Origin of the sequence: Rudanella lutea DSM 19387 (genome assembly GCF_000383955.1) — a bacterium.
Taxonomy (GTDB): domain Bacteria; phylum Bacteroidota; class Bacteroidia; order Cytophagales; family Spirosomataceae; genus Rudanella; species Rudanella lutea.
The window spans coordinates 1957943-1983883 of record NZ_KB913013.1; the positions used below are offsets into that span (position 1 = coordinate 1957943).

Annotated in this window: 23 protein-coding genes; 11 read left to right on the forward strand and 12 right to left on the reverse strand. The window is 56.2% G+C overall.

All coding sequences use genetic code 11. The features are described 5' to 3' along the window. Nucleotides 1-224: 224 nt before the first annotated feature. A complete protein-coding gene (locus RUDLU_RS0108080) occupies nucleotides 225-1454 on the forward strand; it encodes a DUF2264 domain-containing protein (RefSeq protein WP_019987861.1) in 1230 nt (409 codons plus the stop codon). A gap of 125 nt (nucleotides 1455-1579) precedes the next feature. After that, on the forward strand, nucleotides 1580-2518 hold the full coding sequence (locus tag RUDLU_RS0108085; RefSeq protein WP_019987862.1) for a sugar phosphate isomerase/epimerase family protein: 939 nt from the start codon (nucleotides 1580-1582) through the stop codon (nucleotides 2516-2518). Between the two features lie 51 nt (nucleotides 2519-2569). On the opposite strand, the gene RUDLU_RS0108090 is transcribed toward RUDLU_RS0108085, so the two are convergent. Then, nucleotides 2570-3553, reverse strand: coding sequence for a GlxA family transcriptional regulator (locus RUDLU_RS0108090; protein WP_044130086.1), 984 nt, complete (start codon nucleotides 3551-3553; stop codon nucleotides 2570-2572). A 144-nt stretch (nucleotides 3554-3697) separates the two neighbouring features. Between RUDLU_RS0108090 and RUDLU_RS0108100 the strand changes: the two genes are divergently transcribed. After that, entirely contained in the window at nucleotides 3698-3949 is a 252-nt protein-coding gene (locus tag RUDLU_RS0108100) for a hypothetical protein (RefSeq protein ID WP_019987865.1), read from the forward strand. A gap of 97 nt (nucleotides 3950-4046) precedes the next feature. On the opposite strand, the gene RUDLU_RS0108105 is transcribed toward RUDLU_RS0108100, so the two are convergent. Then, nucleotides 4047-4763, reverse strand: a complete 717-nt coding sequence (locus RUDLU_RS0108105; RefSeq protein ID WP_044129380.1) for a hypothetical protein — start codon at nucleotides 4761-4763, stop codon at nucleotides 4047-4049. A gap of 224 nt (nucleotides 4764-4987) precedes the next feature. Here RUDLU_RS0108105 and RUDLU_RS0108110 point away from each other — a divergent pair, with 224 nt between their 5' ends. Next, a complete protein-coding gene (locus RUDLU_RS0108110) occupies nucleotides 4988-6472 on the forward strand; it encodes a lipase family protein (protein ID WP_019987867.1) in 1485 nt (494 codons plus the stop codon). 145 nt (nucleotides 6473-6617) lie between these two features. Here RUDLU_RS0108110 and RUDLU_RS27135 read toward each other — a convergent pair whose 3' ends face one another. The 3 genes from RUDLU_RS27135 to RUDLU_RS0108125 all read right to left on the reverse strand — a co-directional run bounded on the left by RUDLU_RS27135 (nucleotide 6618) and on the right by RUDLU_RS0108125 (nucleotide 9036). Next, nucleotides 6618-6797, reverse strand: a complete 180-nt coding sequence (locus RUDLU_RS27135) for a hypothetical protein (RefSeq protein ID WP_019987868.1) — start codon at nucleotides 6795-6797, stop codon at nucleotides 6618-6620. Nucleotides 6798-6947: 150 nt separating this feature from the next. After that, nucleotides 6948-8315 (reverse strand): HAMP domain-containing sensor histidine kinase, encoded by a 1368-nt coding sequence (locus RUDLU_RS0108120; protein WP_019987869.1) that lies wholly within the window; start codon nucleotides 8313-8315, stop codon nucleotides 6948-6950. 34 nt (nucleotides 8316-8349) lie between these two features. Beyond that, entirely contained in the window at nucleotides 8350-9036 is a 687-nt protein-coding gene (locus RUDLU_RS0108125; RefSeq protein WP_027302874.1) for a response regulator transcription factor, read from the reverse strand. Nucleotides 9037-9731: 695 nt separating this feature from the next. Between RUDLU_RS0108125 and RUDLU_RS0108130 the strand changes: the two genes are divergently transcribed. Continuing rightward, the gene (locus tag RUDLU_RS0108130) at nucleotides 9732-11036 is read left to right on the forward strand and encodes a voltage-gated chloride channel family protein (RefSeq protein ID WP_044129381.1); all 1305 of its coding nucleotides are present in this window, start codon (nucleotides 9732-9734) and stop codon (nucleotides 11034-11036) included. On the opposite strand, the gene RUDLU_RS0108135 is transcribed toward RUDLU_RS0108130, so the two are convergent. Both RUDLU_RS0108135 and RUDLU_RS0108140 read right to left on the reverse strand, forming a co-directional pair. Further along, on the reverse strand, nucleotides 10957-11952 hold the full coding sequence (locus RUDLU_RS0108135; RefSeq protein WP_019987873.1) for a glycosyltransferase family 2 protein: 996 nt from the start codon (nucleotides 11950-11952) through the stop codon (nucleotides 10957-10959). The genes RUDLU_RS0108130 and RUDLU_RS0108135 overlap by 80 nt on opposite strands. Then, nucleotides 11949-12911: an SDR family NAD(P)-dependent oxidoreductase gene (locus tag RUDLU_RS0108140; RefSeq protein ID WP_019987874.1), complete on the reverse strand. Its 963-nt coding sequence runs from the start codon at nucleotides 12909-12911 to the stop codon at nucleotides 11949-11951. The genes RUDLU_RS0108135 and RUDLU_RS0108140 overlap by 4 nt, the downstream gene beginning before the upstream one ends. Nucleotides 12912-13184: 273 nt before the next feature. Between RUDLU_RS0108140 and RUDLU_RS0108145 the strand changes: the two genes are divergently transcribed. The 6 genes from RUDLU_RS0108145 to RUDLU_RS0108170 all read left to right on the forward strand — a co-directional run bounded on the left by RUDLU_RS0108145 (nucleotide 13185) and on the right by RUDLU_RS0108170 (nucleotide 20483). After that, entirely contained in the window at nucleotides 13185-13919 is a 735-nt protein-coding gene (locus tag RUDLU_RS0108145) for a tyrosine-protein phosphatase (protein ID WP_019987875.1), read from the forward strand. 171 nt (nucleotides 13920-14090) lie between these two features. Beyond that, the gene (locus tag RUDLU_RS27140; protein ID WP_157580123.1) at nucleotides 14091-14894 is read left to right on the forward strand and encodes a WecB/TagA/CpsF family glycosyltransferase; all 804 of its coding nucleotides are present in this window, start codon (nucleotides 14091-14093) and stop codon (nucleotides 14892-14894) included. Beyond that, nucleotides 14891-15820 carry a glycosyltransferase family protein gene (locus RUDLU_RS0108155; RefSeq protein WP_019987877.1) on the forward strand — a complete coding sequence of 310 codons (930 nt, stop codon included), beginning with the start codon at nucleotides 14891-14893 and terminating at the stop codon, nucleotides 15818-15820. The genes RUDLU_RS27140 and RUDLU_RS0108155 overlap by 4 nt, the downstream gene beginning before the upstream one ends. Before the next feature lie 24 nt (nucleotides 15821-15844). Then, nucleotides 15845-17344 (forward strand): capsule assembly Wzi family protein, encoded by a 1500-nt coding sequence (locus RUDLU_RS0108160; protein ID WP_019987878.1) that lies wholly within the window; start codon nucleotides 15845-15847, stop codon nucleotides 17342-17344. Nucleotides 17345-17347: 3 nt separating this feature from the next. Beyond that, nucleotides 17348-18541 (forward strand): glycosyltransferase family 4 protein, encoded by a 1194-nt coding sequence (locus RUDLU_RS0108165; protein WP_019987879.1) that lies wholly within the window; start codon nucleotides 17348-17350, stop codon nucleotides 18539-18541. 523 nt (nucleotides 18542-19064) lie between these two features. Next, a complete protein-coding gene (locus tag RUDLU_RS0108170) occupies nucleotides 19065-20483 on the forward strand; it encodes a right-handed parallel beta-helix repeat-containing protein (protein ID WP_019987880.1) in 1419 nt (472 codons plus the stop codon). A 227-nt stretch (nucleotides 20484-20710) separates the two neighbouring features. Here the strand turns inward: RUDLU_RS0108170 and RUDLU_RS0108175 are convergent, their stop codons facing one another. The 5 genes from RUDLU_RS0108175 to RUDLU_RS0108195 form a co-directional block, all read right to left on the reverse strand. Further along, on the reverse strand, nucleotides 20711-21607 hold the full coding sequence (locus RUDLU_RS0108175) for a glycosyltransferase family 2 protein (protein ID WP_019987881.1): 897 nt from the start codon (nucleotides 21605-21607) through the stop codon (nucleotides 20711-20713). Further along, complete coding sequence (locus tag RUDLU_RS0108180; protein WP_019987882.1) at nucleotides 21579-22970, reverse strand: hypothetical protein; 1392 nt, start codon at nucleotides 22968-22970, stop codon at nucleotides 21579-21581. Before RUDLU_RS0108180 ends, RUDLU_RS0108175 begins: the two co-directional genes overlap by 29 nt. Then, nucleotides 22967-23596: an acyltransferase gene (locus RUDLU_RS0108185; RefSeq protein WP_019987883.1), complete on the reverse strand. Its 630-nt coding sequence runs from the start codon at nucleotides 23594-23596 to the stop codon at nucleotides 22967-22969. The genes RUDLU_RS0108180 and RUDLU_RS0108185 overlap by 4 nt, the downstream gene beginning before the upstream one ends. Next, nucleotides 23593-24984, reverse strand: a complete 1392-nt coding sequence (locus RUDLU_RS0108190) for a lipopolysaccharide biosynthesis protein (protein ID WP_019987884.1) — start codon at nucleotides 24982-24984, stop codon at nucleotides 23593-23595. Before RUDLU_RS0108190 ends, RUDLU_RS0108185 begins: the two co-directional genes overlap by 4 nt. Nucleotides 24985-25233: 249 nt before the next feature. Further along, nucleotides 25234-25914 (reverse strand): sugar transferase, encoded by a 681-nt coding sequence (locus RUDLU_RS0108195; protein WP_027302877.1) that lies wholly within the window; start codon nucleotides 25912-25914, stop codon nucleotides 25234-25236. Between the last annotated feature and the right edge of the window lie 27 nt (nucleotides 25915-25941).

Here is a 25941-nt window from a genome sequence, read left to right on the forward strand (position 1 = left end):
TTTAACGGATTCGCGCTGATGAGTAAATCCGTGAAAATCGGCTCAATCCGTGTTATCCGCGTGCCAATCTTTTACGTGTAAATGGCAGGCGGATAGCGCTAATTTCACGGATTCGGGCTGATGAGTAAATCTGTGAAAATTAGCTCAATCCGTGTCATCCGCGTGCCATCTTTTGAATTTAAATCAAACGCAGATAACGCTGAAACCACAAACAACCTCAATCTGTGAACCGTCGCTTTTTCATTCGCCAATCGGCTGGGGTGCTGGCCGCACCGGCGCTAACCCTCCCCGAAATTCAGCCACAACCCAAGCCCACCACCGACCGGGCGTACTGGCTCCAGACCCTGCTCAAAATTGCCGAGCCGGTGCTGGTTGCGGCAGCCGCCGGGCAACTCCGCGAAAAGATGCCCGTAGAGTCGGCGCCGGGGCAGCAGGCAAGTCGGCAGGCCGTTACCCACCTGGAGGCCCTCGGCCGCACGCTGGCGGGTATTGCGCCCTGGCTTGAGGCTGATGTACCGGCCGACGAAAAAGCCCGGCAGCAACGTTTTGGCGAACTGGCCCGGCAGGCCATTGCCCGCGCCGTTGACGCCAATAGCCCCGGTTCGTACCTCAACTGGACCAAAAACAACCAGCCCGTGGTGGATGCCGCGTTTCTGGCCCATGCCCTCGTTCGGGCGCCGAACGCCCTCTGGGCCAGGCTCGACGCCACAGCCCAACAGAACTTACTGGCAGCCCTCCGCCAAACCCGAACCATCAAGCCTTTCTTTAACAACTGGCTCCTGTTCAGTGGCATGATCGAAACGGCTTTGCTCAAACTGAGCGGTGAGGCCGACGAAATGCGGCTCGACTACGCCATTCGGCAACATGAGCAGTGGTACAAAGGCGATGGCGTATACGGCGACGGGCCTAATTTTCACTGGGATTACTACAACAGCTTCGTGATTCAACCGATGCTCGTAGACATTGTGCAGACGTTGCTGCCCTTACGAAAAGTAAGTAAAGCAGCCGTCGACCCGATTATGGCCCGCGCCAAACGGTTTGCCGTGGTGCAGGAGCGACTCATTGCCCCCGATGGCTCGTTTGCCGCTTTCGGGCGGTCGCTGGCGTACCGGTGCGGGGCGTTTCAGCACCTGGCCCAGATGGCGCTGCAACGGTCACTCCCCGACGAGCTACCGGCCCACCAGGTTCGGTCGGCGCTGACGGCCGTGATTCGGCGGACGATGGACGCTCCCGGCACGTTTGACCCGAACGGCTGGCTGACCATTGGGCTATGCGGGCACCAGCCTTCGATCGGCGAAAATTACATCTCAACCGGGAGCCTGTACCTCTGCACAGTAGCGTTTCTGCCGCTGGGCCTCTCCCCTACCGACCCGTTCTGGAGCGGCCCCAGTGTCGATTGGACGGCCCGCAAAATCTGGTCGGGGCAAGATATAAAAGCCGATCATGCCCTGTAAAATTGAGGGAGTGAATGAATGTGGATGACGAATGTAAAATGGATAATAAAGAATGATTATCCGGCTGATTATCAAGTCATTCATTACCCATTCTACACTATACATTTGATTTTCACGGATTCCCTATGACACCCTATTCCGATAGCCGCCGAACGTTTCTGAGCCGTCTGGCCACCACAGCCGCCGTAGCAGCCAGCACCGACCTCTGGGCCGCTACCCCCGCCCCCGAACCACTGCGGATTCAGGTCTTTACTAAACACCTCGACGGGTTTAGCTATGACGAACTAGCGGGCCTCTCGGCCGAAGCCGGTTTCGATGGGCTCGATATGACCGTCAGGCCAGCGGGGCATGTGCTGCCCGAACGCGTCGCCGACGACCTGCCCCGCGCTCTTGAAGCCGCCCGGAAAGCGGGACTTAGCATCCCCACCATCGTGACAGCCCTTACGAGTGCCAGCTCGCCACAGGCCGAGGCCATCCTGAAAACAGCAGCCGCGCAGGGCGTGCGGGCCTACCGAACCGGCTGGATTGATTACCTACCAAACGAAACCATGGAAGCCGGGGTTGAGCGAATTCGCAAAGACCTGATTGGGCTGGCCCGATTAAACCAGAAATACGGGATTCATGGCGGTTACCAGAACCACAGCGGCCAAAAATTTGGTGCCCCCGTTTGGGACCTGGCCGACGCCCTGCGGGGGCAGGATGCCCGCTACCTCGGTTGCCAGTACGATTTGTACCATGCCACCGTCGAAGGTTCGAACAGTTGGCCGCTGGGTTTCCGGCGTATTCACCCCTTCGTGCGCACCATCGACGTAAAAGATTTCCGTTGGATGGGCTCGGGTCAGAAGCTGAAAAACCAGTCGGTGCCGCTGGGCGAAGGACAAACGGATTTTCCGGCTTTTTTCCGGCTCATGAAACAGGTGGGTTTGCGACCGCTGCTATCTATCCATTTTGAGTACCCCATGCCCACCGCCAAAGACGGGGCTGAGGGGCGTAAACAACTCGTTGCAGGCATGAAACGCGACCTGTCCGTACTCAAAAACTGGCTCTCCGAAGCAGGTCTGTAGCCATTCCGGCTTCACCAAATCCCCAAATCACTCAATCACTTAATCACTCATTCAACTCAGCGTCACGATGTCGCGGCTGTATTTCCGGCGGTAGTCCTGCGGGGTGAGGCCGGTAATCTGCTTAAACACCTTCCGAAACGTTTTCACGTCGTTGTAGCCCGCATTGTACATGATGGAGCTGACATCGTCGGCGTTTTTTTCGAGCGCTTTCTTGGCCGACTCCACCTTCACCCGTTGCAGGTATTCGAGCGGGGTGTTTTGGGTGGCCTGTTTGAAGCGCCGGATAAAATTGCGCTTGCTCATGTTGGCCTGTTCGGCAATTTGCTCCACCGAAATAGGCAGGTGGTAGTTTTGCTCGATAAAGGTTTGCGCCTTCAGAATGGGCGCATCTTCGTGCTTGCGCTGCCCCTGAAACACAACAAAATGCGACTGACTCACCCGGTCGAGGTCGATGTTGAACCGGCGACTGACGCCAATGCTGATGTCGCGCCCGCAAAACTTCTCGATCAGGTACAGAATCAGATTCCACGACAGCAATGCCCCGCCACTGGTGTAGATTCCGTCTTTGTCGGTCATGACGCTATCGGTCAGCACCTCTATATCGGGGTAGCGGTGTTGCATATCTTCGAGCGCGGTCCAGTGCGAGGTGCACGACCGCCCGGCCAACAGGCCCGCTTCGGCCAGAAAATAGCTACCCAGACACATACTGGCAATCTCGGTACCCCCGGCCCGGCGCGCCCGCAACCACTCAATCAGGCGGCCGTTTTTCGACAGGGCCAGCTCAGGGCTGACGTAAAACGCCGGTACCAGCACCAGATCGGTTTCGGTCACCTCATCGAACGTACGGGAGCTAATGAACTGAGCCGGCACGTGGAGCTGAATAGGCCCGCCGACATCGCTCACCAGTTCGAGCTGGAAGGCGGGCTGCTGGCCCATTTGCTGGAGAAATCCGTTGGTGGCGAGGAGGAGATCGATGGCGCCGGAGATCGACGACAGTACCGCGTCTTCGTAGACGAGCAGGGCAACTTTCTTCATGGTTTTCGGGAAAATAGGTACCCCAAAAATACGCAATTTCATGCCTATTTCGTGGCACAAACGCCCCCGAAAATCGGCACGCCCGGCCCGTATACGTTTGGAAAATTTTGCCGATTTTTACCGACCGCAAAACAACAAATCCCGATGAACCTCCGAACCGATTTCCCCGAGTCGATCCTGTTCAAACGACGGGTCGAAGTATTCAAAACCAACGTAGCCGCCCCCCAACAGGCCGACGCCCTCGCCCAACTACTCAGCCGTCAGTTCGGTTTGTACCGGGTCAACTTCGACCTTGATGATTGCGACAACGTACTGCGGGTTGAGGGTAGCCAAATCAACCCCGACCGAATCATGAGCGTACTACACGCCGTAGGGTATGAGTGTGATTTATTATAAAGAAGAGAGAAAGGAAGGAAGGAGGAAAGGGACGAAAGGAGCGGTTGAGCGCTGTGTACTCTTTCCTTCTCCCTTTCCTCCCTTTCTCCTTTTTCCCTTATTCCTTCCCTACCGCTGTCACTTTAACCCGGCTGTAGTACAGCGACTGATCGCCTTCGAAGCCCGAATCGGTGCCGACAAAGATCCAGAGTTCACCGGCTTCGTTCGTTTTCACGGTTAGCGGCTTGTCTTTGTTCGACCGCTGAATCAGGGCGTATCCTTCTTCCTGTTTGCCATTGGCTACGTTGCCGATAATCACCGCGTTTTTACCCTCATCCGATTGCGACCCTTTGTCGACGCTCAGGTTGTAAAAATCGTCTTTCTTCACTTTTTCGGGCTTCAGCGCCGAGGCCCCGGCTTTTAGAAATACGCTCGTAGCCGGTGAGCCGCCAATGCCGACGCTATTTTCGGGGTACATCGAGGCCAACTCCACATCGAACAGCAAGGTATAATCGGTATTCGGGGCCAGGCCGGTCAATTTTTTCCGAACAAACATAAACAGATCGTCGCTGCGGTTGCGGCCATACACGTGCAACGACTTACGCGTACTGTCGAGCGGGCTGGGCAGTTTTACGTATTCAAACTTGAACTCGATGAGGGAATCCTGCGCGACCCCGTAATCGGTGTATTCACCTTCCCAGCCATTCTGCCCATTGGCAAACGTTTCGTCCAGCAAAACACCGGTAGTTGGTTTGGGGGTCAGCGACTGATTGTCCTGACAGGCCACGCTCACCAGGGCGAGCAGGGCCAATACAGACGTGGTTAATCGATTCATGCGTGTTGTTAAAAAATAAAACAAAAGGGGTTGAACATCTCCGGAGTGTACCCGATAGACCCCGTTTATTTGTCGATCGTTGGAATAGAGTATCAAAAAAAATAAGGCTATTTTCTATCCAGAGCCGCAACGTGCATAGAATCAATTTATTAGCATACGGCACATCATTTACCAATTAGTGCGTTACATTGGCATTTTCGTCCCATCACCAACACATTCCCTGTATGTCGCACGCCTTTCATTTTCTGAAACGCCCTTTGCTTGCCGTATTGGCGCTGCTCTCGTTCAGTGCAGCGCAGGCGCAACCCCTACAACCCGGTTTCGACCCGGCCGAGTACATCGAGCTGCTGAAAGTATCGGCCCGCTTCGGTGACTCCACCTACGTAGCCAGTTTTCCGGCCCCGCAACGTTTTAAGCCTGTGTATCGCTCACCTATCGTGGGGCTCGACAACCGCTGGGACCTCTGGACCGATAATGCCCAAACGGCCGTCATCAGCGTTCGCGGCACTACGGCCAACAGCACCAGCTGGCTCGCCAACTTCTACGCGGCCATGGTGCCCGCCAAAGGTGATTTGCAGATAAGTGACACGGAGACCTTCGCTTACAACCTGGCCGAAAACCCCAAGGCGGCCGTACACGTGGGCTGGCTGGTGGCTACGGCTTTTTTGAGCAAGGATATGCTACCCAAACTGGATTCGAGCTACCGGAAGGGCGTCAGAAACATAGTAATTACGGGCCACAGTCAGGGCGGGGCCATTGCGTACCTGCTCACCGCACACCTCTACAGCCTTCAGAAAGCAGGGCGGCTACCCGCCGACATTCGCTTCAAAACGTACTGTAGTGCCGGACCCAAACCGGGCAATCTGTACTTTGCCTACGCCTACGAAGCCATGACGCAGGGCGGCTGGGCCTTCAACGTGGTCAACTCCGCCGACTGGGTACCCGAAGTGCCCCTGTCGATCCAGACCCTCAACGATTTCAACGCGACCAATCCGTTTTCGGGCGCACCTGACGTAATCAAAAAGCAAAAGCTGCTGAACCGGATTGTGCTCAAGCACGTGTACAACAACCTGACTAAGCCCGCTCTGAAAGCGCAGCGGAATTATCAGCGATACCTCGGCAACATTGCCTCCAAAACGGTTCAGAAAAACCTGAACGGCTACGTAGCGCCCGAGTACTACAACAGCAACCACTACGTCCGGACGGGCCAGATAGTTGTTCTCCTGGCCGACTCGGCCTATTACCGGCAGTACCCCGATAGCAAAGAGAAAATATTTATCCACCATTATCACCCGCCTTACCTCCTCCTGACCGAGCGGCAGTTTATGGGCAGCTCAGCCGCGCAAACGGGTTCGTCGGGTAGCGGCACGGGCGCACTGGGCGGCCGTTGGGAGCTGAATTATATATCGGGGCCACGCATTGCGTTTGAAGGGCTGTACCCCGAACAAAAACCTACCCTCACCTTTAGCTCCGATGGGCGCCTGAGCGGCAATACCAGCTGTAACGCCTTTAACGGCCCCGTGACGGTCAATGGCAACACCATCCGCTTTGCCGAGAATATGGCTACGACCCGCAAAATGTGCCCCGGCGAAGGCGAAAGCGTCTTTCTGAACACGCTCAAACGGGTAAATCGGTACGCCCTGAGCGACCCCAACACGCTTGTACTCCTGGCCGACGATGTGGCCGTGATGCGGTTTACGCGGAAATAAAGAACCGGGCGGCCGGGCGCTTTCCCTGAAGAAAGTCGCCGGGCCGCCCGGTCAGCTATGGGGTCATACCCCTTGGCAGATAATACCCTGTTGATTGGATTCGACAGGGGCCAACTACCCTAAAAACACATCATTTGCGGTTACATCAGGCAACTACGAGGCTGTTACCCATCAGTTGCCGGTGGCTTTGCCGACACCAGCGTAACAAATGAAGTCGCTCGGCGGGCGTTAACCAGCCCAGAAACTTACGCAACTCCTTACGAAACAACGCCCGGTCGAACCGCACTTTCTCCAGGACACATTTACTGTATTCGAGCCAGTTCATCGATTGGGGTGATTTAGGTTGAACGTCTACTACTTGAACTTCTTCTCTCAAAACAACACCAACAATCTTAAACCGCCCTTACAGATCCATTAGAAAAAACTTAGAATTAGGGTGTGCACCAACCAACAACCCTAAACCCAAAACTCTAAACTAAAGATGCGGCAGCGAAAGCCGGAACGTACTGCCTTCGTTTGGTTTGCTTTCGAGGGTAATCTTGCCCCGGTGCAGCTCGGCAATGCGCTGACAGATGGGTAGGCCCAGCCCAAACCCCTCGTACTCGTGCACGTTGGACGCCCGCCGGAAGGGCTCAAAAACGGCAGCCTGCTCACCTGCCGGAATACCAATACCCTTATCCTCAACAATCACATGGCACTGCTGATTGTCGATGGTAATACACACCCGCGCCGTATGATCAGGCGAGTATTTACAGGCATTGTCGAACAGGTTGAGCAATACCCGACGTAAGAGAGTCGCGTTGCCTTCGACCAGCGTTTCGTCGTCGATTTCGGGAGCCTGCCCGTATTGGATATCGACCCGATAGTCGGGGTGGCTACTGAGCAACTCGTCGCGGGCTTCGAACACCGCATCATCGATACGAACCGGCTCCAGCGGCATCTGAATCACATCTTCGAGCGACCGCGCCAGAAACAACAAACTGTTGGCCAGGCCGATCAGCCGGTCGGTATCGAGCAGCATCGTGTGCAGTACCCGTTCGTGCTCCGCGCGGTCGAGGGGTTGGCGCAGGGCCAGTTGTATTTCCGATTTTAGGGCCGTGAGCGGGGTGCGTAACTCGTGCGACGCGTGCGAAACAAAGGCCCGTTGCTGGGCAAAGGCTTCGTCGAGCCGGGCCAGCAGGGCGTTGAAGTTCATTGCCAATTGTTCGAGTTCATCGCGCTGGTTGCCCTCGTCGAGCCGCTGCCGCAGGTTGCGCGCCGTTATCGACTTGATCTGCTGATTGAACTCATTCAACGGCCGCAGCGACTGCCCCGCGAAGAAAATCCCCGCCAGAATGGTGAGGCCCACCCCCCCGATAAACCCCCAGAACAACGTGTTGCGCAGGTGCCGCAGTTCGGTCAGGCCGGGGGCATCCAGGGCCGATGCCAACACCACGAGTTGTTGTTGTTTCTGGGTCGAGGCAATACCAACCATCTCGTACTGCCCCATCTGCACTTCGAGTTCGCCCTCCTGCCGGATTCGGTTGAGCAAAGCCGGTGGGTGGTCAATCTCCGCATCATCGACACTGCTGTAAATGAGCTTATTGGCGTGATCAAACACCAGTACTTTCTCGTCGAACAAGGCCGTGAGCGAGTTCCGGTCAATGATTTTGAGCATGGCCCGGTCTACCTCTTTCACGTGCACCAGAAACCGCACCGTCGTGCGGGCTTTCTGCTTTAGTCGGTCGTAAAAGTCATCGCGTCGGTACGTCGATGCCGTCACGTAAATGAGACTAAACAGCAGCAGCAGAATAGCCGCTACAATGAGCGAAAACCGAAGGGCAATCTGAGCCCGGAGCGTCATGATGGTTGGAAACACGGGGCGGTTAACGGTCAGGTTAGTCTACTTTGAGCACATAACCCAGGCCCGACCGGGTATGAATCAGCTTGGGCTCAAAATCTTTGTCGATTTTCTTGCGCAGGTAATTGATGTACACCTCCACCACGTTGGTGCCGGGATCAAAGTTAAGGCTCCAGACCCGCTCGGCAAGGTCAGCCTTAGTTACCACCCGGCCCCGGTTCCGCACCAGCTCCTCCAGCAACCGAAACTCCTTACCCGTCAGGTCGATCCGTTGGGTATCGCGGTACACATCTTTGGCGGTCAGGTTTATGGTCAGGTTAGCCACCCGCACCACCTCGTCGGCAATGTTGGCGTTGAGCCGCTCCGACCGCCGGAGGCAGGTAGCCACGCGGGCACTCAGCTCCCGCCAGTCGAAGGGCTTCACCATGTAATCGTCGGCCCCACGCTCCAATCCTTCTACCTTGTCTTCCACCTCGCCCAGGGCCGTGAGCATGATAATGGGCAGGTGCGGCTTGGCCGACCGCAGATTCCGGCACACCTCAAAGCCGTTGAGGCCGGGCAGGTTGATGTCTAAAATAACCAGATCGACCGGCTGTTGCAAGGCCAGATCACGCCCGTTGTACCCTTCGTACGCGATTTCGGTCTGATACCCTTCGGCGGCAAGGCCCCGGCTGATATTCTGAGCAATACGGCGGTCGTCTTCAATAATCAGAATCGTTTTCATAGTGCGGCATAATACCGACCGGTATAGCACCGGCCCAGCCTTCATAGTTCAGTAGTCTTTGTTTCGTCGCAGGAAACCGTAAAGATATCAGACGCCGAAGGCCGTACCTATCCTTCTCGCGTACCGGCGTCTGATGTCTCACTACTGGATATTCGGACTTCAGACCCTGGTGTTAGAGGTACTACCATTGTGTAGGGAGGTTTACCGTCTAGTGTCCAATATCTGGTGTCCAGTACTGAGGTCTAACGTACAGTACCGAAAACAAAGGTATCTTTCTCTTTCAAACGCCCGAAGGGTACGCTCTATGACGGGTTCGGGTGTGCTCAGCAAAACAACGCAGACAACATACTAAAAACCAATACCTTGCAATTATAAATTTAAAAATACAGCCCAGGAAGAAGGCTAATTTCTAAGCTTTTTCTAAGGAAAGTGTAAGCTTCTTCTAACAGACAAATGGTTAGTTTGCCAAACCAAATAAGGTCCCACCTATATGCCGAAGCCAACCGGCAGAAGGTACCAAAGGACTTTATACTACCTGGTGTTTCTGTTTTGAGTCGAGCCCGATCAGTCACGCAGATAACTCAACGTTATGAAGTTGTCTGTGAGTTGATTTTGCCATTGAAGCGTACTGTAGGGTTACCAGATAGCTCCCGACCTCCTGGCCGGGAGTTATTTTTTGTAATTTACCGCCCTCTATGGCGGCTCGTCTTTTTTCGGTTGCTTCCCTGACGGCCCTGGCCCGATGGGCTCCCGCACTCGTTTTCATGGCCCGGTGGCTGGTTATCTGCACACTTCTTTCGGTGGGTGTCGGGTCCGCTTCGGCCTTGTTTCTCGTGGCCCTCGACTGGGCCACCCACTGGCGCGAATCAAACCCCTGGATAGTTGCCCTGCTACCCCTCGGCGGCTTCCTGATCGGGCTGATGTACCACTACTGGGGGCGTTCGGTAGAAGGCGGCAACAACCTGCTGCTCGAAACCATTCACCGGCCCCGGTCGCCCATTCCGTTTCGGATGGCACCGCTCATTCTGATCGGCACGGTAGGCACGCACCTGTTTGGCGGCTCGGCCGGGCGCGAGGGTACGGCCCTGCAACTGGGCGGGGCTATTGCCGACCGGCTTACGCCCGTGTTTCGCCTGCGCCCCCGCGATCGTCGGCTCCTGCTCATTGCGGGCATCAGTGCGGGGTTCGGCTCGGTGTTTGGAACTCCGCTGGCCGGGGCCATATTTGGCTTAGAAGTGTTTCTGGTGGGTCGGCTGAGCTACGAAGCCCTGTTTCCGGCCTTTGCTGCGGCTATTGGGGCCGATTACGTTACGCGGTGGTGGCAGGTTGGGCATACCCATTACCACATCCCGGCCGTGCCCGATCTCACACCGGCCTACGCGCTGTATGCCGCCCTGGCGGGCCTTGCCTTTGGTGCAACGGCCCTTCTGTTCGGCACCCTGACCCACGGTATTGGTCGGGTGTTCAAAGCCCGGCTGGCGTTTGCGCCCCTCCGGCCGCTGGTGGGAGGTCTGCTGGTGGCCGGAGCCGTGTGGGCCCTCGGCAGTACGCGCTACATTGGTCTGGGCGTGCCGGTTATTGTCGAATCATTTGAACAGCCCCTTTCCCCCCTCGATTTCATCCTTAAAATTCTGTTTACCGCCCTCACGCTCGGTGCTGGTTTCAAAGGAGGTGAGGTAACGCCCTTATTTTTCATCGGGGCCACACTGGGCAGTGCCCTCTCGGCCTGGCTCCCCCTGCCCACGGCCCTGCTGGCCGGTATGGGCTTTGTGGCCGTATTTGCGGGGGCTGCCAATACGCCCCTGGCCTGTATTCTGATGGCGCTCGAACTATTTGGTGCCGCCTGCGGCCCCTACGTGGCCATTGCCTGTGTGGTGGCGTATCTATGTACCGGGCACCGGGGCATCTACGGTGCGCAGGTCATTGGGCAGGCCAAACAGCTGCGATGGGGCCGGCAACAGGGGCAGCGACTGACCGACCTGACCCGGCCGAAGCCCTGAACACCCGCCGGACCCGATACGGCTTTTTCCCCTGCGATTCGTGGTAGGTGCGCAGTTGCATCTCGGCCAGTAACCCCATACCGGCCAGTTGCAGGCTACCCAGTATAGCCACCGCCCCGAGTGTTACGGGGCTGAACGATTCGGGCCGGAAGCCCAGCCCCTGGCCTACCCACAGCAGTACCCCCACGACCGCCAACAACAAACTCAGCCCCCCAAAGAGGTGCATAGGCTTGTGCCGATAACGTTTCAGAAAGTACAGGTAAATCAGATCGCTCAGCACCCGGAAGGTGCGACTCAGACCATACTTCGATTGCCCAATGGTGCGCGCATGATGCCGCACAGGCACCTGCACAATGCGCGCGCCCTCCAGATACGCCAGAACCCCCACAAACCGGTGCATTTCACCGTAGAGCCCGATGGATTTGGCCAGCTCGGCCCGGAATAGTTTGATTCCGCAACCATTGTCCTGCACAGGCGCTTTGAGCACCCAACGCACCAGCGCATTGGCCAGTTGACTGGGCAGTTTTCGTAGCCAGAATCCATCCTGCCGGGCCTGCCGAATACCCATGACCAGGTCCACGTCCTGCCGTTCGGCGGTTTCGAGCATCCGCAGAATATCGGTCGGGTCGTTTTGGCCATCGCCGTCCATCGTGACGATAAAGGCCCCCGTGGCTGCGTCGATACCGGCAGCCAGAGCCAGACTTTGCCCGTAGTTTTTTTGCAGATCAAGTACCGTCAGACGTCCGTGGGTCGTGGCCTTCAGCTCGGCCAACGTGGCATCAGTCGAGCCATCATTCACATAAATCAGCTCGTAATCGACGGGTTCGAGAGCCGCGCTCAACTGACCAATCAGCGGGGCAATGTTGCCAGCCTCGTTGTACACCCCCACAACAACCGAGAGATATGGTTTTTTCATAAAAGAGATAGTACGGTAGGTTGTCCCAACTGCTCAACCATGTGTGTCAGGCCTTCGCGCAGATTAGTAGCCGGTACATAGCCGAGCAACCGCCGGGCCTTGTCAATGTTGGCATAGGTCAGCGGAACATCGCCCGGCTGCTCGGCCTGCCATTCAATAGGCGAATGCCGCCCGGTAATGTCACGCAGCAAACACACCAGTTCGAGCAGCGATACCGGGGCCGCGCTACCCAGGTTGATCACCTCGTACCCACTCACGCGCCGGATTGCCCGCACCATGCCGTCGACAATGTCGTCCACGTACGTATAATCACGCTGACTGTGGCCGTCGCCGAAAAGCCGGACGGGCTGCCCCCGGTATAGTTGATGCAAAAACCGCGAAATGGCCATATCGGGCCGCTGCCGGGGGCCGTACACCGTAAACAGCCGCAAACAGTACGCATTGAGGCCATACAAACGGCTGTACTGACTGCACACCAGCTCGACCGCCCGTTTGGAAAGAGCGTAGGGCGACACCGGCTCGTCGGTGGGGTCGGTTTCGAGAAACGGCCCCTGTGCCCGGTTGCCGTACACCGACGACGACGAGGCCACCACCACCCGACTAACGCCCGTATCGCGCATGGCGTCGAGCAGAACCGTAGTACCGTTGAGGTTATGATCGAAGTAAGCGGTTGGGTTTTGCAGGGATGGCCGCACACCCGCCAGGCCCGCCAGATGCACCACCACGTCGACAGCCTCGTGCCGGAGTACGTGCCGCATAAAGGGCGGTTGTCGCACGTCGCCCTCGTACACCATTACCGAACCGGCCGGACCTATACGCCGGATGTTCTGACGTTTCAGGGCCGGGTCGTAGGCCCCGTTGAAATTGTCGACAATACTCACCCGATGCCCTTCACGCAGCAGTCGGCCCGCCAATGTTGATCCAATAAAACCGGCTCCTCCCGTAATCAGTACATTCATAACGCACAACTAATGAGCGGTTTAACTCACAAACCAATACACACTAAGGGGATAGTTTAGAACTCTGTATGCAATTTAATATGAACATTTAATAAAATTACCTTTTTTTGTTATGCCAAACCAAAGTAGGTCGACTCAATCGATCGCTGTGGCAGCTAAAGAAACTCTCTTTCGGAGAGAAGAGTACGTGTACAAAAGCGGTACGGTGGTATGAAGGGTTTGGCGTTTTTGAGCGTATAGAAAGGTATGTGGGAGTATTTTCGACGGTGGCGTATGGGAAAACCCGACGATGGCCCTTTTCAGGAGCGCATGGCGGCTACATGGCCCGTGGATATGCACAATCACTTGCTACCGGGTGTCGACGATGGGGTTAAAACCCTCGAAGAAACCATGACTTGCCTCCGGCAGTATGCACAGTGGGGTATCCGGCGGGTAGTTTGCACCCCACACATTAGCCAAGATTACCACCCCAACACGGTGGCACTTCTGCGCGAGAAAGAAGCCCTCGTGCGGGGGGCCATTGCCGAAGCCCAACTGCCCATTACGTTTAGTGTGGCGGCTGAGTACCTGCTCGATGAGAACTTTGACCAGCATCTCCGGGCCGATACACTCATGACATTCGGCGAGGCCCAGTACGTGCTGATCGAGACAGGGTGGGCGGCCGCGCCCCGGCAACTCACCGACTGGATTTTTGCCATGCAGGTGAAGGGCTACACCCCCGTGTTGGCCCATCCTGAGCGGTACCGTTATTACCAGACCGAGCCGTATTTGCTCAAGCAGCTCCGGGCGCAGGGATGCCACATGCAACTCAACCTGCTGTCGCTGACGGGGCGGTATGGCTCCCGAACCCAGCGATTTGCGCAATCGCTCCTGCAGGAACACTGTGTCGATTTTCTGGGCAGCGACCTCCACCGGGAGGCTGATCTGGCCTGTTTGCCCGCTGTATTCACCTCGGCCGATTGGGACTTACTTTCGAAACAGCCCCTTGTGAATCAGAAGCTTTTATAACGCGAGTTTATAAAGATCGGCGGTTCGGCTCAGTGCCCTGCCCAAGACCTTCAAAGCCAGTTTCCACGTAATCATAAACCCCAAAACGATAAACGGAAACGCCAACCACTCCAAAAATCCGGACCTTACCCCGAAACGATAAACCAGAAACCAAAAACGATAAACCAGTCAATGTCCAGTTTCTCAAACGGTTCGCCCATGTGCGCTCAGCAGCCCGAACGAGCGCCCGTGATTAGCCTCAACGTCTCCCTCGGTTCGTACGACCACATTCGGGAGTCGATTATCCGGGCCGCTCAACAGGGCGAGTCGCGGACGGTCTGCTTTGCCAACGTGCACATGACTATTGAGGGCCAACAAAAGAAAGAGTTTGCCGAACTGGTCAACGGGGCCGATTGGGTGTGTGCCGATGGGGTACCCCTGACCTGGGCCATCCGGTTGCAACGCCAGATTCGGCAGGACCGGGTAGCCGGTATCGACATGCTGCCCGACCTGGTTCGGCGGGCGGCCGACGAAAACCTGCCCGTTTTTTTCTACGGCTCCACCCCCGACGTCCTGGCCAAAACCGTAGCAGTTTGCGAGCAGCGGCACCCCGACCTGCGCATTGCGGGCGTACTGTCGCCCCCGTTTCGGGCGCTCACCCCGGCCGAGGAAGAAGCCACCGTTGCCCAGATCAACGCGTCGGGTGCCCGGTTGGTATTTGTGGCCCTCGGTTGCCCCAAGCAGGAACGCTGGATGGCACAAATGCGGGGCCGCATCGGGGCTGTGATGCTTGGTATTGGTGGGGCTCTGCCCATTTTGGCCGGCGTGCAGTCGCGGTCGCCCCTCTGGATGCAGCAAAACGGGCTCGAATGGGCCTATCGGCTCGCTATGGAGCCCCGGCGGCTATTCAAACGCTATGCCGTGACCAACTCGCTGTTTCTATTGCACCTGGCCCGGCACTCGTTCCGGCTCATGCTCAATCCCCAACGCTCATGAACGCCCCTCACTCATTAGCCCCGATTGTGTTGTTTGGCTACAAACGCCCCGCCGAAATTCGCCAGACACTCGACGCCCTCCGGGCCAATTACCTGGCTTCCCAGAGCGACTTGCACGTGTTTATCGACGGCCCCAAAAAACCGGCCGATGAGCCCAAAGTGGCGGCTGTGCGGGCTATTGTCGACGCGGCCGGGGGATTCCGAAATGTGTACCGGCACTATGCATCCGAAAACCGGGGGTTAGCCACCTCGGTCATTACGGGTGTGTCGGCCGTGATGGCGCAGTATGGGAAGGTCATCGTGCTGGAAGACGACCTGCTTACCACCCCTAATTTTCTCGATTACATGAACGCGGCACTCACGCACTACGAGCATGAGCCGCAACTGTTTTCTATTTCCGGCTATACCTTTCCGTTTACCAAACCCGCTAATTATCCGTTTGATGCGTACGTATTCCCCCGCACGAGTTCGTGGGGGTGGGCAACCTGGGCCGACCGATGGGCCAAGGCCGACTGGTCGGTAGCCGATTACGACGAGTTTGTGGCCGACAAAACCCGCTACCGCCAGTTTGCCTACTACGGTAGCGACCGCCCCCGCATGCTCCGGCGCTGGCGCACCAAAGAAATTGACTCGTGGGCCATCCGCTGGTGCTACGCGCAGGCCAAACACCAGGGCGTAACCCTCTACCCTACCGTATCGAAAATTCGGAACATCGGTTTCAGCCTCGACTCGACCAACACCTCAGGCTACAACCGCTACGAGACCCTGCTGGACCCCGGCACCGGCCAAACGTTCACGTTTCCCGATTCGCTCATTTGCGCCAATCATTACGTGCGAGGTATGCGGCAACGGTTTAGCCTGCCCACCCGCCTGACCAGCCGGGTATTGTCTGACCTGACCCGTATGCGCCGACATCTTTCTTTTTGACCCCTCCGTTTGCAAACTCTCTTCATGAAACGACTTTTCTTCGGTGGCCTCACGGCCATTGCCGCTCTGACTCCTAGCCTGGCGCAGCAGATTCCGGACACCACCCAACGGGGGCAACGGGTATTTGCCGAGGCCGGGGGGCTGGTGGCTTCGGGCTCGTCGACACCCTTCTGGCTCCGCTCGCGGCAGTACGGAATTGTTCCGCTCAATGCCCCGGCCGGTCTGGTACGGGTTGGCGGGGTTCAGTTTCTGGGCGATCCCGACAACTCCAAACAGGTACACCTGAAACTAGGCCTTGAAGCCGTGGGCACAGCCGCGCCCGGTGCCGCTCGGGTAATGCTCCCCGAGGCTTACGCAAGTGCCCGGCTCGGTGCGTTTGAACTCTACGTCGGCAAACGGCGCGAGGTGTTTGGCCTGGGCGACACCCTGCTGACGTCGGGTAGCTACGCCTGGTCGGGCAATGCTATGCCCATCCCGAAACTACAGATTGGCACGCGGGGGTTTGTGCCCATCGGCTTCACCAAAGGTATTCTGGCAGTTTCGGCCCTGTACGCGCACGGCTGGTTCAGCAATACCGACTCGGTGCAGGGCTCGTTTCTGCATCAGAAAGCCCTCTTTGGCCGGATCAGTCTGTTTCGCAACCGGGTTCGGCTGTTTGGGGGCGTCACGCACCATGCGCAATGGGGTGGCCGGTCCGAAGCCGTGGGAAAACTCGCTCCCGGTGGGCGGCTCCCCAGCTCGCTCCGCGATTACTGGCGGGTGATCACCGTAGATCAGCCCCCCGCAAGCGACTCGGCTCAGTACAGTCAGTTTGACCTGCTCAACCGCGTGGGTAATCACCTCGGCTCTATCGATCTGGCCCTCGAACTGGCCGGTAGCCGCGCCAACTGGTACCTGTACTACCAGCACCCGTTCGAAGATAAATCGGGGGTGGCTATGCAAAATATGCCCGACGGGCTATATGGTCTGCGGTGGCGCAACGCTACCCCCGAAATCGGTTCGGGTTTCCGGCTCCAGCAGGTTACGGCCGAACTCCTGACCACCATGAATCAGGGCGGATTTACCATCGACACCAAAAACCGGCAATACGACGGAGCTGACGACTACTTTAACAATTACCAGTACCGCGATGGCTGGACACATCAGCAGCGGGTGCTGGGCACCCCGTTTCTGACGCGCTACCTCGATACCCGCCCCGACCTGCGCGACTTGCGCGGGGGGTTCGGCCGCATGATGATCAGCAACAACCGGGTGCAGGTGCTGCACCTGGGCCTGTTGGGCGGCTGGCCATCGGGCGTGCAGGTACGGGCGCTGGTATCGCACAGCCGCAACTTTGGCCGCCCTATCTGGCACGACCCGCGTACCCCACGTACGCAGCTATCAGGCATGGCCGAGGTGCTCGTGCCCGTGCGTTGGGGCACCCAGTCGCAGGTGCGGCTCACCCTCGCTGCCGACGAGGGACGTTGGCTCAACAACAGTCTGGGAGCCATGCTTAGTTTTCGTACTCTTTTATCCCAACGTTGACGTATGCGGATCCTCTTTATTCATAATTATTACCAGCAGCGCGGTGGCGAAGACGTCATTTTTGAACAGGAAGTGGATGCGCTGCGGCAGGCAGGCCTGCCGGTCGAAACGGTCACATTTACCAACGAAGGGTTCGATGGGTCGTTGCTGGGCAACTTGAGCGGGGCCATCCGGTCGTTACGGCACAGTGGGTCGGCCCGGCGGGTTGGAGAAGCCCTCGATCGGTTCAAACCCGACGTGGTACACATTCACAACCTGTTTTACACGGCCTCGCCGGGCGTGATCGACGAGATCAAAAAGCGGGGGATTCCGGTCGTGATGACCCTCCATAACTACCGCCTGGTGTGCGTGGGTGGTACGCTGATGCGCCCGGGTGAGGTGCCCTGCGAGCGCTGCCTCACCCAGACGCTTCCGCTCGATGGCATCCGGTTCGGCTGCTTCCGCGACTCAAAGGCACAATCGGCTCAACTCACGGCCATCACGGGCCTGCACAAGCTCCTGGGCACCTGGCAACGAATTGATCGGTTTATCAGCCTCACCGAGTTTGGCCGGAAAAAGATACTCCAGTCGTCGCTGAAGCTCAAGCCCGAGCAGGTGGTCGTCAAACCCAATTTTGTACCTGATCTGGGGTACTCTGGCCCCGAAAACCGCGACGATTTTTTCCTGTACGTAGGGCGGTTATCGCCCGAAAAAGGGATTCAGACCCTGATCGACGCGGCCCGGTTGGGCACCCACCCCATCCGAATCGTGGGCGATGGGCCCCTCCGGCCCCTGGTTGAACAGGCGGCCGCCGAGTTGCCTCATCTGCAATACGTAGGCAAGCTTACCCGCGACGAAGCCGCCGAACAGCTGAAACGTTGCCGGGCGTTTGTGATTACCTCTATCTGTTACGAAGGCCTCCCGACAACGATGCTCGAAGCCTTTGCCACCGGAACACCCATTGTTACCTCGGATGTCGAAAATCTGCTGACGATTATCCGGCACGGTAAACTCGGCACGGCCTTCAAGGCTGGCAACGCCCAATCGTTGCACGAGGTCCTGACTCACACGCGCCAACAGCCGCTAACAACCTCCCTGACCGAGTCGCTCTACCGCGAGTTTCGGGAGCGCTACGCAGCCGACCGCGTACTCAACGAGGTATTGTCTATCTATGAATCGGTAGTCAACGAGAATACATTCGCTCAACGCCCGGCATAGCAGCCAACTAAAGGCTACCCAACACGCGTAGCCAACCGCATCGGTCACCAGCCCCCTAATGTGCTATTCAGGCATGTTAGGGGGTTTTGCGTATGCTATTATCTGTAACTCACTTTCGTTAGCTTTCTAAAGCGCAGATACGAGCTATTGGCCTTAAAAAGTACAATTATTAAATCCGGATTAACGAAAATACATACAGGTAAAGTACAACATTTATTAGTTTGTAAAATTCACGTAAGGCCAAATTTTATTTTTAAATATTATTATAATTTAATATATAATTATGTTTTTAATCCCGCTTTAAGATTCAAATCCAAATAATTAACTTATTGTCATTTATACAGAATAACCATACGAGATTAAACCTCTTTTAATAGTGCAATTTTTACCCTTTTCTCAAAACCAATTTTGTGCAATATCCTGCCAAAAAACCGGCGGATTCTGCAACTCATCGAATTAGACCCCTCCTCCCCTCTTTTAGAGGCCAATTTTGATCAGGCAACGCGCTAAAACGATCAAAAACATGGCACTCTCTACCGCTAACACTCTTATCCAAGTTCGTCTGACCAGCTCAATTATCCGCTCCGCGGTATTGGCGATTACGGTTCTGATGAGCGGTTTGCTGACGAGCTGTAACCCTACCTCCGACGAAGTAGCCCCGCAAGCCGTAGCAGCTCCGGTGGTTGAGGCCGTAGCGGCCCGGGTGAGTGTTCAGATCGATGCAAATGCGGTTGACGTACGGACGTTTGGCGCAAAAGGCGACGGGCAGGCCGACGATACCGAGGCTATCCGGAAAGCACTGAAAGCAAGCATGGGTAAGCAACTGCTGTTTGGCGCGGGAACCTACAAGCTGACGCAAGTAATCAAACTGGAGGTGTCGAACGTGGAGCTGGTAGGCGTTGGAGAGGCCAGGCTGGTAACGACTGAGCGCACCATTTTTGATCTGGGCTCGGTAACGAACGTCGCGTTTACCAACCTGACGTTTGAAAGCAGCAGCCGCGACGGAAGCACGTATTACTTCGGGCTGGTATCGGGCAACCGCAAAGCCATTAAAGGGTTGTCGTTTACGGGTTGCACATTTACGGCCCCTTACGGTGCTACCTCGGGCATCAAACTGGTTACCGACGCCGTAGGAGCCTCGGTAAGCGACCTTCGGGTAAACAACTGCACGTTTGCCAATCTGGGTAACATGGGTATCGAGATTCAGAATCACCTGACCGACGGGGTTGTTCGGTTCAGCAACATTGAGGTTCGGAACTCGGTATTTCGGAACCTGGGCCTGAACGAAAACAGCGCGTACCACCACGGCATGGCGGTTAGCCTGTCGGGCAAAGGAAGCGAGGTTGTCATTGCCAACAACACCATCAGCAACCCCTACGATTTGGGTATCGAGTTGGCCGGAGCTGTTAAAAACGCGCAGATCCTGCAAAATGTGTTCACAGCCCTGAACCGCACCAATGTGGAAGGCAACCGCCCCACAGCCATCATCGCCATCTCATCGCTGAAAGGTGATTTTCACGAAAACGTGACGATCAGCGGCAATCAAAACACAGGTGCCAACGACAATGCCTACCTGTTTCTGGGTAACATGCTCCGCTCAACCATCGAAAACAACACGTTCAATACGAGCCTGTTCGTACAGATCCGCAATGTGTCGGACAGCAACTTCAACAACAACCGGATCACGAGCCGGGGCACCTGTGCCGTTAGCATCGAATCGACGAGCTTTAACTGCCAGAACAACACCTTCATCAACAGCACCATTAGCTGCGAACAAAGCAAATCGGCCACGGCCATCGTGAAATTCACGGGTGCTAAAACCAGCCGCAACGTAATCAGCAACAGCCAGTTGAACCGCAAAGGCACGTCGGCCAAGTTTATGCACGAAAGTGAATCGGCCACGGGCAACATCCTGAAAGACTGCACGCTGGCAAACAAGTAATCAGCACACAAGACAAACCCTACCCAAACGCACCGGGGGCCGACTCTTTCGAATCGGCCCCCGGTGTCTTTTAGGGGTTAAGGTTTACTGAATAAATAGTAAGTAAATGAACAATGTAAAATGCAAAATAAACAATTGTATTACCTGCTGATAATCAGCCATCTCATTGTACATTTTGCACTATTCATTTTACATTTAATTCTGTCTGACTACTTGTATGGCCTGCTTCAGACCCCCGCTTTGAGCGTACGAGCCTTATACCGGCGCACGGTGTAGCCAGTAAACATGCGGGCTACATCGAGCAAAAAGTAAAGCAAATGGGTAGGCGAGTGCCGGAGAGCAAAGTAGAACCGGGGCTTGAGGTAAGTAGCCGACCGCATCGAAAACATACCCCGGACAAACTGCCCCAACGACAGTGTTCCTTTCACATCGAGGCCGGTAGCGTGTACGTGTTCGCGCACGACAGCCAATACCGAGACCATGAGCGGAAAACCGGCCTTGTGCGCACGAACGCTAAACTCAATGTCGGCCATGTAGTGCGTAAACCGGCGCGAATCGAACAGGCCAATTTCGTGCAGCACCCGAAACGGAATGAGCACACCCCGGCCCGGTAAACTATCAGAACGGAGGGCCGTTGGGCCGTGTTTCAGGCGGTTGTACTGATTCTGATACTGCTGACTAGCCAGATCGACTTCGCCCGTCCAGCGCAGGTTTACGCGGGTACCGGCGTATTCGAGCCGGGCCGGATTGGCCGAATCCACACTGACCGAGCCCACCAGACAGGGTCCGTGCTCGCGGTAGGTAGCCAGCAGCTGGGCCACGTAATCGGGGCCAACTTCGGTATCGTCGTTGAGCGTCAGAATAAAGTTTTCTTCGTCGGCAGGTGCCTTGTGAAACGCGTACCGGATCCCTACGTTGGTGGCCTCAGTCCACCAGAGGTTACCGTCGCCTTTGAGCAGCACCGCTTCGGGAAACTCGGCCTGTACCATGGCGTCGGTACCATCGGTAGAGCCATCGTCTACGATAATGGTTTGCACCGATGGGTGCGTTTGCCCGCGCAGGCATTGCAGGCAGGTACGGGTGTACTGTTTGCGGTTATGAACGGGAATAACGACGTAAATCATGACGAACAAGATAAGGTACGGCAGGCTGCGGGTTTTTTCGGCCCAGGACCAGATTGAAAACAGACAACAGGGCGTACAGATAAGCCAGTACGGTGAGGCACCCGCCCCAAACGGATAGCTGCCCAAAAACGGTCAGGAGCGTGAGCCCGTACACAATGGCCAGCAACACCAGATGGCTGAACCGGCTCGCTTTGAGCAACGCATTGCCCAGGGCGCTGATGCCGTACCCAATGAGGGCCATCAGCAACAGGCCGGCAAAATCGTAGGCGAAATACACTTCCGAAATCAGGCCCGTTCGGATGCCGAGCGCATTGTTGTCGTCGAAGAGTTTCATCCAGGCGGTGGCGCTATCCTGACTGATCAGCTCGGTCTTATCGAAACCCGCCAGCCGGATTAGCGACGAGTTGAGCATCTGCCCGAGGGTACTTGTGAGCAGGTCGTAGTTGGCAATATCGCCGGGCCCGAAGCTGTTCACGGTTCGGATGTACTCTCGAAACTCGACCCCCACGGGTAAGCCCTGACTGGAATACTTACCCACATCGCTATTGCCAAGCCGGACACTTTGGAGGCCACTGTACATGACAAGGGCAAACAATCCGGCCACAATCATCCCTTTGTTGATCCGAAAACTGCGGGTGGTCATCTGCTCGTAGACCATAATGGCCAGGATCGTCAGCAGGAGAAAGAGCCGCTTGCTGTCGAACGACATAATGAGCAGAACGATCAGCAATATCAGCCCCCAGAGCACTTTGGCCATCAGGGCCCGGCTCATGCGTAGTTTGCGGTACACCACCAGCGCACTCACGCAGTTGTAGAGGCCGTAGCCATAAATGTATCCGTACTGAATCTCATACATGCTGTCGGTAATGTCTTTACCAGCCAGCAGCGGAATAAAGCCAATGTTGCTGTAGATAATGGCAATCCAGATAAACGGATAGGCCACAAAGCCGTACTCCAGATACCCCAAATCGTACGATACCGAGGTGTGCATGGCTTTATGGATGGCTCCGTGAATCCGTTGCGGGTTGCTTTGCTCATACAGCAGCATCCCAGCCGACAGAGCCGCCAGAAAGAGGGCGTAGATAAGGCAACCCTCGGCCTGCGCGATGTAATACGGGTTGTGCTCGTAATACGACAGAATAAACGTTTCGCCAACCAGCAACCAGGCCACCCAAACCGACAGAAAGAACCGGGTAAAGAAGTTACGGAGGGTAAAAATGGCAATAATGGGCAGCAGAAGGGGCAAATGACTCTCGACGGAAGGGTACAGGTACGATTCGCCAAACCCGAAGTAAAGTTCGAGGGCGTACGGAAACGCCAGTACCCCCGCGTACATGAGCAATATGTAAGGTAAATTCTTCATTGGTCGACCGCTTTGATGAACTTGGCCGGGTTACCCGCCCAGATTTCGTAGGGGGGAACAGTACGCGACACTACCGACCCGGCCCCGATCACGGCCCCCCGGCCAATGGTCACGCCTTTCAGAATGGTCGAGTGCGCCCCGATAAACACATCGTCTTCTATACGCACCGGCTTTTTGGCGGCCTGCTCGGCATGGGCACCCCGGCGCCGACCCTCAGCCGTAATCGGGTGGAAATCGGTATCGTAAATGGCCGTATTACCTCCGATCAGCACATGGTTGCCAATCGTGATGCCACAGTGGCAGATCAGAGCCGTACCGCTCATACCCACGTGGTTCCCGATGGTGATTACCCCGCCGTAGTTGGCCACAAACATGCACCGCTGCTGCCGACCTATCCGGTTGTAATTCAGCCCGTTATTGAGCGACACATTATCACCCATACGCATGGAAGCCGGGTGCCGAATGTCGACAATTGGCACGCCATTGCTGCGAAAATTGGCCCCGTACTCCACCATATTGGCCCGGAGCAGCAGCTTACTCAGCCCCTGACCGGTAGCGCCCCGCACGAGCCGGTATCCATAGCGTAGCAACCGGTAGAGGGTATTGAGCAAAGAGGGCTTTTTCATAGCGTTGCCAGCGATTTTTGGTATTCGTACCGGCAACACAGGGTCAGCAACAGGCACCAGGCCGTACTTACCCACACCACACCCGACAGCCCTAGGCCCAGCACCTCAATAAACAGGTAGTTGAGCGGAAAAAAGAGCACGCAGCCCACCGCCGACACCACCGTAGCGAGCCGCAGCCGACCCACCGCGTTGGTGTAATAGTTGTAGTTACTCAGGAGTACATACGCCCCCGAATAAACCGTGAAGGCAAACGCCAGCTCAAACGGGATCGTGACAGCATTGCCCAGCCAGATCTGGCACGCGACATTGCTCATCAGGAGCATACCAGCCGCCACCACTACCGTAGCTACACAGAACCGGTGTAGCCGGCTCATGGTACCCGTAATCCAGAGACGATCGCGCTTCAGAAACGCTTCGGCAAAGGCCGACCAGTAGGGCGCAATCACGATACCGTAGATGGTCGGAATCAGACTGTAATACTTGGCCGTAACGGCATAGGTAGTCACTTCCGTAGCCGAGAAATACCGGGCCACCACCAGGCTACCCGACGTAAACATGAGCGTACTCACGAGCTGTAACACAAAAAAGCTACCGCTGCGGCTCAGTACCGAGCCGATACGCACCTTCGCCCAGTGCCCCAGGTTGGGCATCAGCCGGGCGTAGGTCGTCCGAAAGCCGTACGCCAGAAAGCCCCCGTACACCACAATGGGCATAAAGCTCTGAATAGCCGAGAATACGAGCAGGGAGTTAATCTGAAAGTAGGCCAGCAACAGAATCGCAACAAAGCTGATCAGATTACAGGTCAGCAAACTCACCGATGTTAGGTACACCTTATGGTCGGCGAGTAGCACCCCGTTGTACAGTTTCATCATCATCTGCAACACGTGCCCGACCAGTACCACCCCAAACGCCTGTTGCACCCCCGGTTCGTTGATCGAAAGCAGGCTGAGCAACGGACTAAGCCCACCCATCAGATAGGCCACACCAGCCACGCCAACCAAGACCAGCGCAATAAGCGCGGCCGTAGCCACCGCCGAGGCCACCACCTGCCCGGCCCGGTCGGTATCGTCAGCCACAAAACAGGCAATCAGTTCGTTGCGCAGGTAATTGATAACCGCCGTTTCGACAATGGCCAGCCAGTTGACCATCGAAAACAACACCATCCAGATTCCGAACTCATGCCGGGAGAGCGTCTGAATAGCCAGTGGAATAAACAGAAACGTAACGGCTATGCTCAGAAACCGAACCCCAAACGAAACCACAATGCTCCGGTTGATTTTCGATTCGAGTGCCGCACTGGATGGTGCCGCACCATCCAGTGCGGCACCGTCTACCAAGTTGGCAGGTCGTTGCTGGCGAAACCGAAGCGCATTAATTACGGCGAGCATGAAAAGCTTTCGTGTTTTTCGGAACGGCAATCAATGCCTTTCCGGGTTATATCGCAGTCTGATACCTGCGTGTTTTACCTGATCGTAGCGGCTTACCCCCCCAACCCCCTCCTTGAACTAAGGAGGGTGAATTGTTCACAACCAACTTGACCTATTGAAGGATACCTGTAGGTAAACTGTCTGTCTGTTCCCCCTCCTGTTTTTCAGGAGGGGGTTAGGGGGTGGTCAGTCCCTGCCGGTGGTCAGTCACTACCAGGCATTAACATTACCCTTGATCATGCACTTCACCGTAGCGAGGCACAACTTAACGTCGAGCCCCAGCGACTCACGCCGAACGTACAGCAGATCATAATCAACCCGGTGTTTCATATTGATCAGTTCACGGGTTTCGCCCCGTGCGCCACGTACCTGCGCCAGGCCCGTAATACCCGGCCGCACCAGGTAGCGCTTATGGTAGCTCGGAATCCGGGTCCAGTACATTTCGTCGTGCTGAATAGCATGTGGCCGGGGCCCTACAATGCTCATGTCGCCCCACAGTACGTTCAGAAACTGCGGCATTTCGTCCAGATTGGTCCGGCGCAAAAACCGGCCAATGGGTGTCACGCGGGAGTCATGCTGTCGGCACTGGGCAAAGTTCCCTTTGGGGTTGTAATACATCGTCCGAAACTTGAGGCATCGAAATACCTGCCCCCGCCGACCCGACCGCACCTGCCTGAACAAACCCGGCCCCGGTGAGGTAATCCGAATAAGCAGGCACACAATGGGCAGCAGCCACGAGAGCACAAAGAGCGTGACAAGCGAAGCCACCGTAATATCAAACAATCGCTTGCCGTATTGCGAATACCAGGATGATTGTAAACCGGTAGCTACCGCATCAACATCACGACGAACGTCGTGAACCTTAGCATAAGTTGAATCGATGGAAAGCATGGGAACAAAACGAAATAATTGGCAGTA

Excerpts from the sequence above, each read along its gene's own strand:
- RUDLU_RS0108175 (WP_019987881.1), bottom strand. The coding sequence starts at position 21,607 with ATGATTTACGTCGTTATTCCCGTTCATAACCGCAAACAGTACACCCGT.
- RUDLU_RS27135 (WP_019987868.1), bottom strand. The coding sequence starts at position 6,797 with ATGAACTGGCTCGAATACAGTAAATGTGTCCTGGAGAAAGTGCGGTTC.
- RUDLU_RS0108145 (WP_019987875.1), top strand. The coding sequence starts at position 13,185 with ATGGGAAAACCCGACGATGGCCCTTTTCAGGAGCGCATGGCGGCTACA.
- RUDLU_RS0108155 (WP_019987877.1), top strand. The coding sequence starts at position 14,891 with ATGAACGCCCCTCACTCATTAGCCCCGATTGTGTTGTTTGGCTACAAA.
- RUDLU_RS0108170 (WP_019987880.1), top strand. The coding sequence starts at position 19,065 with ATGGCACTCTCTACCGCTAACACTCTTATCCAAGTTCGTCTGACCAGC.
- RUDLU_RS0108185 (WP_019987883.1), bottom strand. The coding sequence starts at position 23,596 with ATGAAAAAGCCCTCTTTGCTCAATACCCTCTACCGGTTGCTACGCTAT.
- RUDLU_RS0108100 (WP_019987865.1), top strand. The coding sequence starts at position 3,698 with ATGAACCTCCGAACCGATTTCCCCGAGTCGATCCTGTTCAAACGACGG.
- RUDLU_RS0108090 (WP_044130086.1), bottom strand. The coding sequence starts at position 3,553 with ATGAAGAAAGTTGCCCTGCTCGTCTACGAAGACGCGGTACTGTCGTCG.
- RUDLU_RS0108105 (WP_044129380.1), bottom strand. The coding sequence starts at position 4,763 with ATGAATCGATTAACCACGTCTGTATTGGCCCTGCTCGCCCTGGTGAGC.
- RUDLU_RS0108160 (WP_019987878.1), top strand. The coding sequence starts at position 15,845 with ATGAAACGACTTTTCTTCGGTGGCCTCACGGCCATTGCCGCTCTGACT.
- RUDLU_RS0108180 (WP_019987882.1), bottom strand. The coding sequence starts at position 22,970 with ATGAAGAATTTACCTTACATATTGCTCATGTACGCGGGGGTACTGGCG.
- RUDLU_RS0108190 (WP_019987884.1), bottom strand. The coding sequence starts at position 24,984 with ATGCTCGCCGTAATTAATGCGCTTCGGTTTCGCCAGCAACGACCTGCC.
- RUDLU_RS0108140 (WP_019987874.1), bottom strand. The coding sequence starts at position 12,911 with ATGAATGTACTGATTACGGGAGGAGCCGGTTTTATTGGATCAACATTG.
- RUDLU_RS0108195 (WP_027302877.1), bottom strand. The coding sequence starts at position 25,914 with ATGCTTTCCATCGATTCAACTTATGCTAAGGTTCACGACGTTCGTCGT.
- RUDLU_RS0108125 (WP_027302874.1), bottom strand. The coding sequence starts at position 9,036 with ATGAAAACGATTCTGATTATTGAAGACGACCGCCGTATTGCTCAGAAT.
- RUDLU_RS0108085 (WP_019987862.1), top strand. The coding sequence starts at position 1,580 with ATGACACCCTATTCCGATAGCCGCCGAACGTTTCTGAGCCGTCTGGCC.
- RUDLU_RS0108165 (WP_019987879.1), top strand. The coding sequence starts at position 17,348 with ATGCGGATCCTCTTTATTCATAATTATTACCAGCAGCGCGGTGGCGAA.
- RUDLU_RS27140 (WP_157580123.1), top strand. The coding sequence starts at position 14,091 with ATGTCCAGTTTCTCAAACGGTTCGCCCATGTGCGCTCAGCAGCCCGAA.
- RUDLU_RS0108130 (WP_044129381.1), top strand. The coding sequence starts at position 9,732 with ATGGCGGCTCGTCTTTTTTCGGTTGCTTCCCTGACGGCCCTGGCCCGA.
- RUDLU_RS0108120 (WP_019987869.1), bottom strand. The coding sequence starts at position 8,315 with ATGACGCTCCGGGCTCAGATTGCCCTTCGGTTTTCGCTCATTGTAGCG.
- RUDLU_RS0108110 (WP_019987867.1), top strand. The coding sequence starts at position 4,988 with ATGTCGCACGCCTTTCATTTTCTGAAACGCCCTTTGCTTGCCGTATTG.
- RUDLU_RS0108135 (WP_019987873.1), bottom strand. The coding sequence starts at position 11,952 with ATGAAAAAACCATATCTCTCGGTTGTTGTGGGGGTGTACAACGAGGCT.